This window comes from Longimicrobium terrae, from assembly GCF_014202995.1.
GTDB classification, from domain to species: Bacteria; Gemmatimonadota; Gemmatimonadetes; order Longimicrobiales; family Longimicrobiaceae; genus Longimicrobium; species Longimicrobium terrae.
Window position 1 is genome coordinate 23,254 of record NZ_JACHIA010000023.1, and the last position, 12,884, is coordinate 36,137.

At 69.1% G+C, this 12,884-nt stretch carries 14 protein-coding genes; 8 read left to right on the forward strand and 6 right to left on the reverse strand.

All coding sequences use genetic code 11. The features are described from left to right. Nucleotides 1-129: 129 nt before the first annotated feature. The 3 genes from HNQ61_RS24135 to HNQ61_RS24145 form a co-directional block, all read right to left on the reverse strand. A complete protein-coding gene (locus tag HNQ61_RS24135) occupies nucleotides 130-690 on the reverse strand; it encodes a 5-formyltetrahydrofolate cyclo-ligase (protein ID WP_170032916.1) in 561 nt (186 codons plus the stop codon). Continuing rightward, a complete protein-coding gene (locus HNQ61_RS24140; RefSeq protein WP_170032918.1) occupies nucleotides 687-1,586 on the reverse strand; it encodes a pseudouridine-5'-phosphate glycosidase in 900 nt (299 codons plus the stop codon). Before HNQ61_RS24140 ends, HNQ61_RS24135 begins: the two co-directional genes overlap by 4 nt. Before the next feature lie 620 nt (nucleotides 1,587-2,206). Next, the gene (locus HNQ61_RS24145) at nucleotides 2,207-3,037 is read right to left on the reverse strand and encodes an alpha/beta fold hydrolase (protein WP_170032920.1); all 831 of its coding nucleotides are present in this window, start codon (nucleotides 3,035-3,037) and stop codon (nucleotides 2,207-2,209) included. Nucleotides 3,038-3,315: 278 nt separating this feature from the next. On the opposite strand from HNQ61_RS24145, the gene HNQ61_RS24150 reads away from it, so the two are divergent. The 5 genes from HNQ61_RS24150 to HNQ61_RS24170 all read left to right on the forward strand — a co-directional run bounded on the left by HNQ61_RS24150 (nucleotide 3,316) and on the right by HNQ61_RS24170 (nucleotide 7,202). Beyond that, nucleotides 3,316-3,780 carry a MarR family winged helix-turn-helix transcriptional regulator gene (locus HNQ61_RS24150; RefSeq protein ID WP_170032922.1) on the forward strand — a complete coding sequence of 155 codons (465 nt, stop codon included), beginning with the start codon at nucleotides 3,316-3,318 and terminating at the stop codon, nucleotides 3,778-3,780. A gap of 127 nt (nucleotides 3,781-3,907) precedes the next feature. Further along, nucleotides 3,908-4,459: a YceI family protein gene (locus HNQ61_RS24155; RefSeq protein ID WP_170032924.1), complete on the forward strand. Its 552-nt coding sequence runs from the start codon at nucleotides 3,908-3,910 to the stop codon at nucleotides 4,457-4,459. A 78-nt stretch (nucleotides 4,460-4,537) separates the two neighbouring features. Further along, nucleotides 4,538-5,515, forward strand: a complete 978-nt coding sequence (locus tag HNQ61_RS24160) for a VOC family protein (protein WP_205761279.1) — start codon at nucleotides 4,538-4,540, stop codon at nucleotides 5,513-5,515. A 255-nt stretch (nucleotides 5,516-5,770) separates the two neighbouring features. Further along, on the forward strand, nucleotides 5,771-6,430 hold the full coding sequence (locus tag HNQ61_RS24165) for an alpha/beta hydrolase (RefSeq protein ID WP_170035883.1): 660 nt from the start codon (nucleotides 5,771-5,773) through the stop codon (nucleotides 6,428-6,430). Nucleotides 6,431-6,656: 226 nt separating this feature from the next. Then, entirely contained in the window at nucleotides 6,657-7,202 is a 546-nt protein-coding gene (locus HNQ61_RS24170) for a DUF4142 domain-containing protein (protein WP_170032926.1), read from the forward strand. A gap of 250 nt (nucleotides 7,203-7,452) precedes the next feature. On the opposite strand, the gene HNQ61_RS24175 is transcribed toward HNQ61_RS24170, so the two are convergent. After that, nucleotides 7,453-8,181: a GNAT family N-acetyltransferase gene (locus tag HNQ61_RS24175; RefSeq protein ID WP_170032928.1), complete on the reverse strand. Its 729-nt coding sequence runs from the start codon at nucleotides 8,179-8,181 to the stop codon at nucleotides 7,453-7,455. Continuing rightward, nucleotides 8,165-8,989 (reverse strand): amidohydrolase family protein, encoded by an 825-nt coding sequence (locus tag HNQ61_RS24180; RefSeq protein WP_170032930.1) that lies wholly within the window; start codon nucleotides 8,987-8,989, stop codon nucleotides 8,165-8,167. The genes HNQ61_RS24175 and HNQ61_RS24180 overlap by 17 nt, the downstream gene beginning before the upstream one ends. 427 nt (nucleotides 8,990-9,416) lie before the next feature. Between HNQ61_RS24180 and can the strand changes: the two genes are divergently transcribed. After that, the gene (gene can / locus HNQ61_RS24185) at nucleotides 9,417-10,064 is read left to right on the forward strand and encodes a carbonate dehydratase (protein ID WP_170032932.1); all 648 of its coding nucleotides are present in this window, start codon (nucleotides 9,417-9,419) and stop codon (nucleotides 10,062-10,064) included. Nucleotides 10,065-10,155: 91 nt separating this feature from the next. Here the strand turns inward: can and HNQ61_RS24190 are convergent, their stop codons facing one another. Beyond that, nucleotides 10,156-10,962 carry a phosphatase PAP2 family protein gene (locus HNQ61_RS24190; protein ID WP_170032934.1) on the reverse strand — a complete coding sequence of 269 codons (807 nt, stop codon included), beginning with the start codon at nucleotides 10,960-10,962 and terminating at the stop codon, nucleotides 10,156-10,158. A gap of 95 nt (nucleotides 10,963-11,057) precedes the next feature. On the opposite strand from HNQ61_RS24190, the gene HNQ61_RS24195 reads away from it, so the two are divergent. Together HNQ61_RS24195 and HNQ61_RS24200 are read left to right on the forward strand one after the other, a co-directional pair. Continuing rightward, a complete protein-coding gene (locus HNQ61_RS24195) occupies nucleotides 11,058-11,993 on the forward strand; it encodes an ABC transporter ATP-binding protein (RefSeq protein ID WP_170032936.1) in 936 nt (311 codons plus the stop codon). Then, nucleotides 11,990-12,709 (forward strand): hypothetical protein, encoded by a 720-nt coding sequence (locus tag HNQ61_RS24200; protein WP_170032938.1) that lies wholly within the window; start codon nucleotides 11,990-11,992, stop codon nucleotides 12,707-12,709. The genes HNQ61_RS24195 and HNQ61_RS24200 overlap by 4 nt, the downstream gene beginning before the upstream one ends. Nucleotides 12,710-12,884: the final 175 nt, after the last annotated feature.

Genomic DNA, 12,884 nt, shown 5'->3' on the forward strand with positions numbered 1-12,884 from the left:
CTTTTTCTGTTCCCCCGCGACCTCCGCGACCCCCGCGGCCTCCGCGTGAGGGCGGTTTGCGGAGGTGGGGGATGCACGAAGGCCCGGCCGATGAGAGCCGGGCCTTTTTGCGTCATCCACCGAACACGATCAGCGGATGAGGTCGCTATCGGTTGCGATGGCGTCCATCGGTCGATCCCACGGGTCGGCGGGGATGGCCGCGACTTCCTGCGCGGCGAAGAAGAGGCCGCAGCGGAAGCCGCGCCACTCGGGATCCGCCAGCAGACGATCGTAGTAGCCCGCGCCGCGGCCCAGGCGCTGCCGGCCACGGTCCCACGCCAAGCCGGGGATCAGCGCCGCGTCCACGGCGGACACTTCGTGAATGGGGCACGCGTCCACGTCCGGCTCGCGGATGCCGTAGCGGCCGGGGACCAGTGCGTCGTGACGGTCGACGACGTGCAGCGCGAGCCGCCGGTCATCCAGGCAGCGCGGATAGACGAGGAGGATGCCGCGGCGCCGCGCCTCGTCCGCGATCACATCGGTCGATACTTCACCGGGGAGCGCGGCGTACAGCAGCAGTGTGCGCGCGGCGGCGATCTCCGGCACCGTCCACACCCGCGCGGCGATGTCGGCTTCCGCGCGAGCACGCTCCTCCGCGGGGATGGCGGCGAGCGCCGCCTTTGCCGCCGCGCGGATCTGCTGCTTGGTCACCGCACCGCGGCCAGCGCGACGGCGACTTCCGTAGCGACGCGCGCGTTGTTCAGCAGCAGCGCCACGTTGGTCTCCAGCGAGCGCCCGCCCGTGTGCCCGGCGACGGCGCGCAGCAGGTACGGCGTGACTTCCTTGCCGCGCACGCCCTCCGTACGCGCGGATTCCAGCGCCGCGGCGATTGCGGAATCCACATCCTCTGACGACAGCGCGTGCTCCTCCGGCGGGGGAACGCAGAGCAGCATGGCGCCGGGCACTCCCAGGTTGCAGTGCGCACGCCAGATCGCGGCCGCTTCCTCCGCCGTGTCCACGCGCGCGTCCACGGGAAGGCCGCTGCGGCGCGCGTAGAACGCGGGGAACTCGTCCGTCCCGTATCCCACGACGAGCACGCCGGCGGTTTCCAGCGCCTCGCGCGTGGCGGGCAGGTCCAGAATGCTCTTGGCGCCCGCGCAGACCACCAGCATCTGCGTGCGGCCGAGTTCGGTGAGGTCGGCGGAGATGTCGTGGTCCTCGCCGCGGTGCACGCCGCCGATTCCGCCGGTGGCAAACACCTGCACCCCGGCGCGGCACGCCAGCCACATGGTTGACGCTACCGTCGTCGCGCCGTCCGACTGGCGGGCGATGGGGATGGCCAGATCGCGGGTGGAAAGCTTCAGCACGCCGTCGCTGTTGGCCATGCGGTCGATCTCCGCGCCGGACAGCCCCACCTGCGGCACGCCGGCGATGACGCCGACCGTGGCGGGAACGGCGCCGCCGTCGCGGACCGCCTGCTCCATGGCCAGGCCGAGTTCCAGGTTGCGCGGGCGAGGGAGGCCGTGCGCCAGAACAGTGCTTTCCAGCGCGACCACCGGCCGCCGCTCCGCGAGCGCCGTGGTGACTTCCAGCGAGGTCAGAATCATCAGTCGTTCATCCAGAGAAAAATACTTCAGATCAGGCGTAGATCGAGATTGGTGCGCGTCCGCGGGCTGACCCCCCTCCCCCGGCCCCTCCCCGTGCAAACTGCCGCACGGAGAGGGGAGAAGGACAACTCATCTCGTTTCGGAGGGTGTGGCGCGGCCGCGGGTACCCCTCTCCCCCCGGCCCCCTCTCCCGCAAGCGGGAGAGGGGGAGACCTCAGCGCGAAGGCCGGCTTCGGCGCGCGTCCCCGTGTGACGCCCTCACCCCGCGCGCTCCGCGCGACGACCCTCTCCCACGCACAGATGTGGGAGAGGGAGCACACCCCAGCCGGGCGCGGAACGCCAATCGTGGTTGAAGCCCCGAACCGGACGCGCCAGCGGCCGGTGTCGGGGGTTGGCGCTGTTTGAGCGGCGGATTCATCCGCTCCGGAAACCGTCCCGCCGGGCAGAGACTCCGCCCATCGAGATAAACTCTCCGCCCCGAATAACCCTCCCCCAGTCTTTTTTGGGGGAGGGTGGGCCGGTGGTGCCGGCCCGGGTGGGGGCCGCCCGCGAACTCCGCCCCGCGCACGTCCGTTCCCTCGCACTCACGCACCCAGCACCCCGCACTCACGCACTTCCCGTCACGGGAGATTGTCGCGCAGCAGCGCCAGAACCGCCTCGGGGTTGTCGGTGTTGATCCAGTGCCCGCCCTCCACCAGGTGCAGGTGCACGCGGCCGTTCGCCGTGCCCGCGGCCTGCACGCGGTGCATCGACTCGTCATCCAGCGTGCTGCTCTGCGTCGCCTTGACGAAGTGGATCTCCGTTCCCGCCGGCGGGCGCACCACCGTCTCCCACAGATCCGTGCGAAAGAAGTCGCGCAGCATCTCCTCGAGCACGTCGAAATCCACGCGCCAGCGGTACTTGCCGTCCACGGGCTCCAGGTTGATGGCCATCCACTGCCCCAGCCCCTCCGGATACCCCGCCGCCACCAGCCCCGCCACCGCCTCCGCGCGCGACGCGAACTCCGGCGGCAGCGCGCGGATGACGTTGATCATCTTCCACGCGCTCCCCTCGGGCTCGCGCACGGCGGGAGTGGAATCCATCACCCACACCTGCCTGAGCCCGCCGTCCGCGTGGTGCTGCGCGTACATCAGCGCCACCTTGCCGCCGAACGAGTGGCCCATGACCGCCGCGGCGTGAAAGTTCAGGCTTTCCACCATGCGGTCCACGTCACCGGCGGCGGCGGCAAGGGTGTGGGGGCCGCTGAACCCGTGAGAGCCGCCGTGGTTGCGCAGGTCCACCAGCAGCACGCCCCACTCCGGCCGCGCCTCCACCAGCCGCCGCGCGATGGTGCCCCAGTTGCGGCCGCTTCCGTAAATGCCGTGCAGCACCAGCAGCCACCGCTCGGGCGTGGCGCCGGCGCCCACGACGCGGGCGTGGTGCAGAATGGGAGCGGTGGTCGCGTCAGTCATCGGCCTGGTCCATCAAAACGGGAATCGCGCGGAACGCCCACAAACTACCCGCCCCGCCGCTTGCGCGCGACCGGCAGTGCAATCCGCCGGCCCTTCCCCGTCCCGCAGTCCGCCTTCAGGAGAAACCAGAGGCCGCCGCAACCCTCCCCCAGTCTGTTTTGGGGGAGGGTGGGCCGGTGGTGCCGGCCCGGGTGGGGGCCGCCGTGGAGCCGGGGGGGGTTGACCATCCGCCGGATTCAATTATCTTAGCTCTGTGATTCTTAGCGCAGAGGTGACCGATGGACGAAAGCAGGGAAGGGATCGATCGGGCGCTCAAGCTGTCGGTGGTGCTTTCCCGGGCCGCGTCGTCGGTCGCGCGGCATGCGCAGGCAGATGCGGCGCGCCACGGGCTGACCATGGCCGAATTCGCGGTGCTGGAGGCCCTGTACCATGGCGGCCGGCCGCTGATGCTGGGCGAGGTGCAGCGCAAGATCCTGGTGACCAGCGGCGGCGTGACGTACCTGATCGACCGGCTGGCGCAGAAGGGGCTGGTGGAGCGCCGCAACTGCGGCAAGGACCGGCGCGCCATCTATGCCGCGCTCACGCCCGACGGCCAGGCGAGGATGGACGAGATCTTTCCCGTTCACGCACGCGCCCTGACCCACGCGCTGAACGGTTTGACGGCGGAGCAGCAGGAGCAGGCCATCAGCCTCCTCCGTACGCTGGGCAGGCACGCCGCGGAGGCGTGCCTGGGGGAAGAATAGATCTTTCCGCCGTCCATATATCTTAGAAGTAAGAATCAGAGCACTGTAGCATCGCGACGCCTGAACGGCCCACGGCGGAGCGAACCTGAAGGACCGGGCCCCACATCACAAATCTGGAGATCGCGACATGAGCAACTCGACGGAAGCCACCAGCGGCGTCACCACCTGGAACATCGACCCGGCGCACACCACGGTCGAATTCTCGGTCAAGCACCTGATGATCAGCACCGTGCGCGGCCACTTCGGCGCGGTGACGGGCACCATCGCGCTGGACGAGGCCAACCCGCTGAACTCCACCGTCACGGCGGAGATCGACGTCACCAGCATCGACACGCGGCAGGCGCAGCGCGACGAGCACCTTCGCTCGGCGGACTTCTTTGACGTGGCGCAGTTTCCGTCCATCAAGTTCACCAGCACGCGCGTGGAGCGTGACGGCGACCACTACGACGTGATCGGCAACCTGACGATCCGCGACGTGACCAAGGAAGTCGTCCTGCACACCAGCGACGAGGGCCGCGCCGGCGATCCGTGGGGCGGACAGCGCGCCGCGTTCAGCGCCACCACCAAGGTGGACCGCCGCGACTTCGGCCTGACGTACAATCAGGTGCTGGAAACGGGCGGTGTGATGGTGGGCACGGACATCAAGATTTCGCTGGAGATCCAGGCCGTAAAGGCCTGATCCACCGCGGATCGATCGAATACGGCCCCGCCCGCGGCGGGCGGGGCCCACGGGCCGGGACACACGAGGAGACGGACGATGAAGCTTTCCACCGCGGGCATCCACCACATCACCATGGTGTCTGCCGACGCCCAGCGAACCGCGCGCTTCTACCGCAACGTGCTGGGGCTGGGGCTGGTGAAGAAGACCGTCAACTTCGACGATCCCGGCGCGTACCACCTGTACTTTGGCGACGAGACGGGCGCGCCCGGCACCATCCTCACCTTCTTTGAGTGGGGCGACGCGCCGCACGGCCGTCCGGGGATTGGCGGGGTGCACCACGTGGCGCTGGGCGTGGCGACGGACGAGGCGCTGCTCAAGTGGAAGCGGCGGCTGACGGACGCCGGCGTGCACACCAGCGGGCCGTACGACCGCGGCTACTTCACCAGCCTGTACTTCCGGGACCCGGACGGGCAGATCGTGGAGATCGCCACCGCCGGGCCGGGCTACGACATCGACGAGCCGGTGGAGGCGCTGGGCCAGAAGCTGCTGCTGCCGCCGGAGCGCATCGTCGTCGGCCACCGCGACGAGGCGGCCATCGCGGCGCTCACGCATCCGGAACCGGTGCCGTCCATTACGCCCGACATGGCGCTGCACGGCATTCACCACATCAGCGGCATCACCGACGATCTGGTGCGCGCGGGCGAGTTCTACGAGCAGGCGCTGGGATTGTCGATGGTCAAGAAGACCGTCAACCGCGACGACCCGAATCAGCTGCACTACTTCTGGGGCGCGTACGACGGAACGCGGGTGGCGCCGCACAGTTCGTGGACGCTCTTCGGCTGGCCGGGAAGCTGGAACAAGGCGCGCGGCGGCGTGGGGCAGACGCACCACGTGGCGTTCCGGGCGAAGGACGATGACGAGCAGGCGGCGTGGGTGGATCACCTGCGCGCCATGGGCGTGGAACCGTCGCCCATCATGGAGCGCACGTACTTTCGCAGCATCTACTTCCGCGCGCCGGACGGGCTGCTGCTGGAGATCGCCACGGACGGCCCCGGCTTCGCGGTTGACGAGTAGCCGGGCGCGCTGGGGAGCGGATTGATGCTCCCGGCGTGGCTGGAAGCGGAACGCGCGCAGATCGACGGCGCGCTCACGCCCATCGCGTGAACCGGCGTCCGGGAATCCAGCCCGGCAGAGAAGGGCATCACACAGAGACACAGAGCCGCAGAGAAGAGAAAGAAGAATGATCGGGGACCGCGCTCGTTCTTCTCTCCTTCTCTGCGGCTCTGTGTGAGATTGATCTTTTTCCGGATTCGGGATGAGGGTGAAATGATGACGACGACAATGAATCCGGCCGATCCGCACGCGGGGCGGCCGATGCTCCGCGGCGGCGCGCCGCTGGAATCGGCGCGCGGCGCGATGATCATGGTGCACGGGCGCGGCGGCGACGCGGCGGGAATGATGGGGCTGGCCCGCGAACTGGACCGCGCGGAGTGGGCGTACCTTGCTCCGCAGGCGGCGGGAAACACGTGGTACCCGTACGGATTCATGTCGCCCATCGCCCAGAACGAGCCGGGGATCACGTCGGGGATGAACGCCATTTCGCGCGCCATCGCCGAGGCGGAAGATGCCGGGATCCCGGCGGAGCGCATCGTCCTTCTCGGCTTCAGCCAGGGCGCGTGCCTGGCGACGGAGTTCGCGGCCCGGCACGCGCGGCGGTACGGCGGGGTGGCGGCGCTCAGCGGCGGCGTCATTGGGCCGGACAGCACGCCGCGCGACTACGCGGGCTCGTTCGATGGCACGCCGGTGTTCCTGGGCTGCAGCGACGTGGACGGCCACATCCCCGCCGCGCGCGTCCGTGAATCGGCGGAGATCATGCGGCGGCTGGGCGGTGAGGTGGATCTGCGGCTGTATCCGGGGATGGGGCACACCATCAACCTGGACGAGGTGGAAGCGGTGCGCGCCATCATGGACGCCGCCACTCGCGCGTGAGCACCGGGCTTGTACCGATAACGGAAAGGGCGCCCGCAGCGGGCGCCCTTTCTCGTTTTCAGCCAGTCGTGCGCTGCACATCCGCCGCTGGATCAGATGCACGGGTTTGCGGGGCGCTGCTCCGGAAGCCGGTGCAAGGTTTGCCAAACGTCCGCGCCGCTCTGGATCCGCCGCCCGTCCGGGCGGGCTGGATCATGAACCGGAATCGTGGACCTGGGAGGATGGGATGAAGGCTGGAAAGACACTTGCCGCGCTGGGGCTGACGCTGTCGATGGCGGCGTGTTCCGCGGGGATGAACGGAGCCATGATCGGCAGCGTGGATGCGTTCGCCGACCCCAACGTGGCGGCCTCGGCCAGCGCGTCCAACATGGACGAGATCCAGACCAGCCAGCTGGCGCTGCAGAAGACGCAGAACGCGGCCGTCCGCGAGTTCGCGCAGATGATGGTGAACGAGCACGGCACGTTCGAGCGCGAGATGCAGACCCTGCTGCAGCAGAAGGGGATGGCCCCGGTGGACAACGCGCACAGCGGCACCTGGAAGCGCAACCTGCCGCGCACGCTGGAGATGCTGCGCGCCATGAACGGCGCCCAGTTCGACATGGCGTACATGACGCACCAGGTGGGCGGGCACGAGATGACGCTGAACACCATCGACACCACGCTGCTGCCCAACACGCGCGACCCGCAGATGCGCGAAATGCTGCAGAACCGCGTGCGGCCGGCGGTTGTGCAGCACCTGCAGCGCGCCCGGCAGATCCTGGCCGGCATGTAACACCCGCCTCCAGGCGGCAAACAAAGGGCGGCGCACACGCGCCGCCCTTCTGTTTTCCCGGTTGAGCGCCGGCCGCGGCTGTGCAGACACCGTTTCACGCGGAGGACGCGGGGGTGGCGGGGGTGCGCGGGGAGTTCTCATCGAGCGACGAGGCTCTGCGCGGTTCCCCGGCTCTCGATGTGAAGGGGTGGATAAATCAGACGCCCGCGCCGCGGAAAGGCGGCGCGGGCGTTCATAGATCGACCGAGAATCAGGATTCGGGACCGGCGTCCGGGTCGGCGCCGTCGATGGTCACGAAGTCGGGGTGGACGCCAACCGACGCGCGCCCTTCCAGCTTCTTGAGCATGTAGCCGAACGTGTCGCTCTGCAGCGGAAACCGGATGCGGTACGCGCGGCGGTAGATGTTGTACAGCAGCCGCGCCACCTCGTCCGGCGGAAGCTCCGGCCGCGTATCCGCCACGGGCTCGCGGTACAGCACGTACTTTCCCTCCGTGCGCCGCGACTGCCACGGATGAAAGTACGGCATGTCGAACGGAATCGCCTCGCCCACGCTCACCAGCGTGCGCAGCCACGGGCTCTCGCGCCGCACCTCGCCCACCACCCAGTCCAGGTCGCTCCCGGTGCGTTCCCGTGCCTCGGCGCGCATGGCGTTCACCAGGTCCGTGCGCAGCGTGCGTCCCAGTTCCCGCCCGCGCTGGTCCTGCCGCACGGCCAGATAGGTGATGAACCCCGCGTTCACCCCCTGCAGATACACACCAGCGGCGGCGGCAACCGGATGGTTGGACTCATCCACCATCGCGAGCATGTGATAGTTGCCGCCGGAGGGCATGTTGTGCCGCCGCTCCTCGATCTCCGTCAGCAGGTCCTCCACCGGCTGCACGTCGCCGATGGAATGCGTGATCAGCTCGATCGCCAGCGTGGCGAGGGGGAGCCGCTCGTCATCCACCGTCACGGTGCGCAGTTCAGACTCGCCGGCCATCCGCTCCCTCCACGCCCAGGCCGAACACCCGCGCGGCATTGCGCCACATCAACCCCTCGCGCTCCTCGGTCGTGATCTCCAGCCGCTCGGCGAAGCGCACGTAGCTGCCGATGTCGCTGATGGGCCAGTCGGTGCCGAACATCAGCTTGCAGGGATCGTTGATGAACGCCGCCGTCTCGTTCACCTTGCCCAGCGCCAGCCGCTCGTACCGCGGCTGAAACTCGCCGAGCGTGAATCCGGAAATGTCGCCGAAAACGTTCTCGTTCTTGTAGATGACCTGCATGGCATCCGTGAACCAGGGATTTCCCAGGTGGCAGATGATGAACGTTACGTCGCGGAAGTCCACGGCCAGATCGTCCACCTGCAGCGGATGCGCGTGCTTGATGCGGGCGGACGGGTTGTAGGTGTCGCCCGTGTGGATCATCACCGGAACGCCGAACTCGGCCGCAAGGCGATACACGGGATGCACTTCGCTGTCGGTCAGAAAGAACGGCTGGTACCCCGGGTACAGCTTGAGCGCGCGGATGCGGCCGGAGCGCAGCAGACCGCTCAGCCGGCCGATCTGGTCTGCCCCCAGCCGCGGCACATCCACCCCCGCCACGATGCCCAGGCGCGGGTTTCCATCCACCAGCTCCAGCAGTTCATCCGCGGACGGACGGTCGTCGTTCACGACGTACGACGAAAGCACTAGCGCGTAGCCGACACCGTTTTCGTCCATCTCCCCCTGCAGCCGCGCGTACCGCTCGCGCAGCGTGGGCGGGTCGCTCAGGGAGTAGCGGTTCAGGTGCGTGTGGCAGTCGATGATCAACGGTCCGTTCGGTTTGAGGTAAGGCCACTGGAACGGCAGAGAGCGTACCACGGCTCCGCGTGGCTCCACGCTGTGGAACTGCTTCTCACGCGGGGGTCGCGGGGGTTCGCGGAGGTCGCGGTAACGGCAACAGACAGGGATCACACAGAGTCAACAGAGTTAACGGTAGAAGAACGGAAGGCGGCTTGGCGCTGAACCGATTCCGTTGATCTGTACTCTGTTGACTCTGCTGACTCTGTGTGATGCTCTTCTTCTGCAGTTCCCCCGCGACCTCCGCGAACCCCCGCGGCCTCCGCGTGAAACGGGGTTCATCGTCCGCCCACCCACGAAGTCTGACTGGACAAACGGGACCCGGCGCGCTATTTCGCCGTGCCCGCCGCGAGCGCGGACGGGCGCTGACCGCCGACGCCCGCACCCCGCAGACGCCGTGAATCTCAAAGAAACGATCCTGGACAGGAACCAGCGCTGGGCCGCCTCCATGACGGAGCGCGACCCGGACTTCTTTGCGCGCCTGGTCGCCACGCAGAGCCCCGAGTTTCTGTGGATCGGCTGCTCCGACAGCCGCGTGCCCGCCAACGAGATCCTGGGCATGCTGCCGGGCGAGATGTTCGTGCACCGCAACGTGGCAAACGTGGTGGTGCACACGGACCTCAACTGCCTGTCGGTGCTGCAGTTCGCCATCGACGTGCTCAAGGTGAAGCACGTGTTCGTGGTGGGGCACTACGGCTGCGGCGGCGTGGCGGCGGCGCTGCGCGACGACCGGCTGGGGCTGATCGACAACTGGCTGCGCCACGTAAAGGACGTGCGCGACAAGCACATGAGCGAACTGCTCGAACTGCCCGAGGCGGACCGCGTGGACCGGCTGTGCGAGCTGAACGTGATGGAGCAGGTGGTGAACGTGGCCCAGACCACCGTGGTGCAGGACGCGTGGGCGCGCGGGGCGGACGTCACCATCCACGGGTGGATCTACCGGCTGCAGGACGGGCTGCTTCGCAATCTGCAGGTGGCGGTGGCCGCCGACGACGACCCCTCCGCCGTGCTGCGGCAGGCGGTCGCCGCGCCCCGCCCCAAGTAAGAGGCCGGGCGACGGAAATCCCGCTGCCTGAAACACGACACCCTCCGTCCCGGTCCGGGCGGAGGGTGTGCTGTTTCCAAGAAGATGAACGTCAGCCGGCGGGCTTGCGCGGCGCGCCGTTCAGGTCGGCTTCCTCCGCCGCGACCTGGGGACGGCGGTAGCGGAAGTAGCGCACCGCCTCCACGCCCAGCCCGCAGGTGACCGCCCACGCCGTTCCCGTCATCAGCCCGCCCAGCACGTCCGACGGGTAGTGCACGCCCAGGTACAGCCGCGACAGGCTCACCATCGCGATCACCAGCCCCGCCACCAGCCACGTGAGCCACCGCAGCGTCCGCGTGGGCATCAGCCGCCCGATCAGAAATCCCAGCGTGCCGTACACGACCATGGACGTCATGGCGTGCCCGGACGGAAACGACGCCGTGCCCGCATGCGGCGTGCGCCACTCGAACACGTCCGGGCGCGGCCGGTTGAACGCGCTCTTGAGCGTCATGTTCACCAGCCCGGACCCCAGCATGCTGATCCACAGCAGCGCCGCCGACCACCGGTGCCGGCTGATCCACAGAAACGCGCTGGCCACCAGCACCACCATCCACACCACCAGCCGCGCCCCCAGCGCCGTCACCTCCAGCGCGGCGAAGTTCAGCGACTCGGAGCCGTGCGCCCCCATCCACCGCAGGATGGCGTCGTCGATGTGCTGCGTCTCGCCCGCCATCACCCATCCCGCCAGCGCGGCAAAGGTGATGGACCCCACCAGGACGATGACCAGCCCGATGATGAGAAACGCGCCGACGGCGGCGTAGAAGCCCTGCACGTGCCCGCCGATCCACCGCAGCAGGGCGAACAGCACGTTGCGCCCGGTGCGCGCGGGTCCGCCCCGCGGCTCGGTGCGCCGTTCCATCAGCGGGGGTTCGGAAGACGGGCTCATGGCGCACGCCGGGCGCACGATCCATACCGGGGTTGCGCGATGCGGGGCGCGGGCCGTACGCTCCCCCCATGATTCGTCTTACCGAGGTGGGCAAGGACTTCGGCGGGCCCCTGGCCCGTCTGCGGCGGGAACGGGTACGCGCGCTGGACGGCGTGTCCATCCACGTTCCCGCCGGAAGCGCCGTGGGCCTGGTGGGCCCCAACGGCGCCGGCAAGAGCACCGTCATCAAGCTGCTGCTGGGATACCTGCATCCGTCGCGCGGGGGCGTGGAGATCGGCGGCATGCTCCCCCGCGACTACGTGGAGCGCCACGGCGTCTCCTACGTCCCCGACCGCGTCACCATTCCGCCCTGGTGGACGGTGCGCGGCGCCCTGCGCACCTTTGCCGCCCTGGCCGAGCTGGACGACTGGGAGCCCAGGGTGGAGCGCGAGATCGCGCGGCTGGAGCTGGGCCCCGTGGCGGACCGCCGCATCCGCGCGCTTTCCAAGGGCAACCTGCAGCGGGTGGCGCTGGCGCAGGCGCTGCTGGCGGACCGCAAGGTGATGATTCTGGATGAACCGACGGACGGGCTGGACCCGGAGTGGGTGGCGCGCGTCCGCGAGATCCTGGCGGAATGGCGCGCGGCGGACCCCGAGCGCGTCCTCCTATTCGCTTCCCACGACCTGGACGAGGTGGAGCGCGTGGCCGACCAGGTGGTCGTGCTTCAGGCCGGCCGCGTACACGAGGTGCTCGACATGGCGGGAGATGGACCGGTGCCCTCGTGGACGCTGGAGGTGGAGGGGACGGAAAGCGCGCGGCTGGTGGCGCAGGCCTTTCCCGGCGCGCTTCCCCTTCCCGGCCAAGCCCATGCATTCCGCGTGGAGGCGGGGAGCGCGCGCGACCTGGGCCGGCGCATGCAGACGCTGCTGGAGCGCGGCGGCGTGGTGCGCGCGCTGACGCCCGGGCGCGGATCGCTGCGCGAGCGCTACCGCAGTTCGGGCACGCAGCGCCGGGGGCCGGCATGATCCCGGTCATGCTGCGCGGCATGCTGCCGCGGCTGGCGCTGGTGGCCCTGGCGGCGTGGATGTTCTACCTGCTGGAACCCGGCTTTCACAATCACGCTGGCGAACTCGCGGGCGAGGAGCTGACGCTGGACCTGGGCTACATGGGGATCGCGGCCAGCCTGTCGAACCTGTCCGGCCTGTGCATGATCATTCTGCTGGGCGGCTCGGTGTCCGGCGACCGCGCAAGCGGCTGGTATCGCATGTACTTTGCGCATCCCACGCGGCCCACTGCCTACTACGGCGTGCAGTGGCTGCTGGCGCTGGTGCTGTCGGTGGGCACCGCCGCCATCTTTCTGGTGGTGGGGCAGCTGGTGGCGTGGGGCGAATTTCAGGGGGGATGGATGGGGCTGTACCTGGCGCTGCTCTCCGCGATCGCGTATGGCGGAATGATCGCGGCCCTGACGGTGCTGACGCGCGGCGACGCCTGGATCGCGCTGGGGCTGTACGTGGTGAACTACGTGCTGCTTCAGGCGGTGAGCCTGGGCGTGAATCCCTTTCCCGGCGTGCCGGGCCAGATCGTGGCGCTGCTGCTTCCGCCGCAGCTGGCGCTTTCGGACGTGTTCGACGGGCTGGCGGCGGGGATGATCGCTGTAGGGCCCAGCATATGGGCCGCGGGCTACGGCCTGTTCTGGCTGATCGTGGCCGGCGTTCTGCTCCGCATGCGCGAGTGGCCGTAGCCGGACGCGAACCCTCGTCATCCGCCAGCGCGCGCACTCGAGATACGCGTCCCACCAGCTCCTGCCGGTCCGGAGGTCCCCCGCGCGCACCGGCTGACCCGCGAGCCCTGGCCGCGTGAGCGGATCCCCCATCAAGCCTCACGGGGAGATGGAGCTTTCCCCTTCGCGACACCCT

Bases quoted from the DNA above. Each gene is read 5' to 3' on its own strand.
- HNQ61_RS24145 (WP_170032920.1), bottom strand. From the start codon at position 3,037: ATGACTGACGCGACCACCGCTCCCATTCTGCACCACGCCCGCGTCGTG.
- HNQ61_RS24150 (WP_170032922.1), top strand. From the start codon at position 3,316: ATGGACGAAAGCAGGGAAGGGATCGATCGGGCGCTCAAGCTGTCGGTG.
- HNQ61_RS24175 (WP_170032928.1), bottom strand. From the start codon at position 8,181: ATGGCCGGCGAGTCTGAACTGCGCACCGTGACGGTGGATGACGAGCGG.
- HNQ61_RS24165 (WP_170035883.1), top strand. From the start codon at position 5,771: ATGACGACGACAATGAATCCGGCCGATCCGCACGCGGGGCGGCCGATG.
- HNQ61_RS24190 (WP_170032934.1), bottom strand. From the start codon at position 10,962: ATGGAACGGCGCACCGAGCCGCGGGGCGGACCCGCGCGCACCGGGCGC.
- HNQ61_RS24200 (WP_170032938.1), top strand. From the start codon at position 11,990: ATGATCCCGGTCATGCTGCGCGGCATGCTGCCGCGGCTGGCGCTGGTG.
- HNQ61_RS24140 (WP_170032918.1), bottom strand. From the start codon at position 1,586: ATGATTCTGACCTCGCTGGAAGTCACCACGGCGCTCGCGGAGCGGCGG.
- HNQ61_RS24195 (WP_170032936.1), top strand. From the start codon at position 11,058: ATGATTCGTCTTACCGAGGTGGGCAAGGACTTCGGCGGGCCCCTGGCC.
- HNQ61_RS24170 (WP_170032926.1), top strand. From the start codon at position 6,657: ATGAAGGCTGGAAAGACACTTGCCGCGCTGGGGCTGACGCTGTCGATG.
- HNQ61_RS24155 (WP_170032924.1), top strand. From the start codon at position 3,908: ATGAGCAACTCGACGGAAGCCACCAGCGGCGTCACCACCTGGAACATC.
- HNQ61_RS24160 (WP_205761279.1), top strand. From the start codon at position 4,538: ATGAAGCTTTCCACCGCGGGCATCCACCACATCACCATGGTGTCTGCC.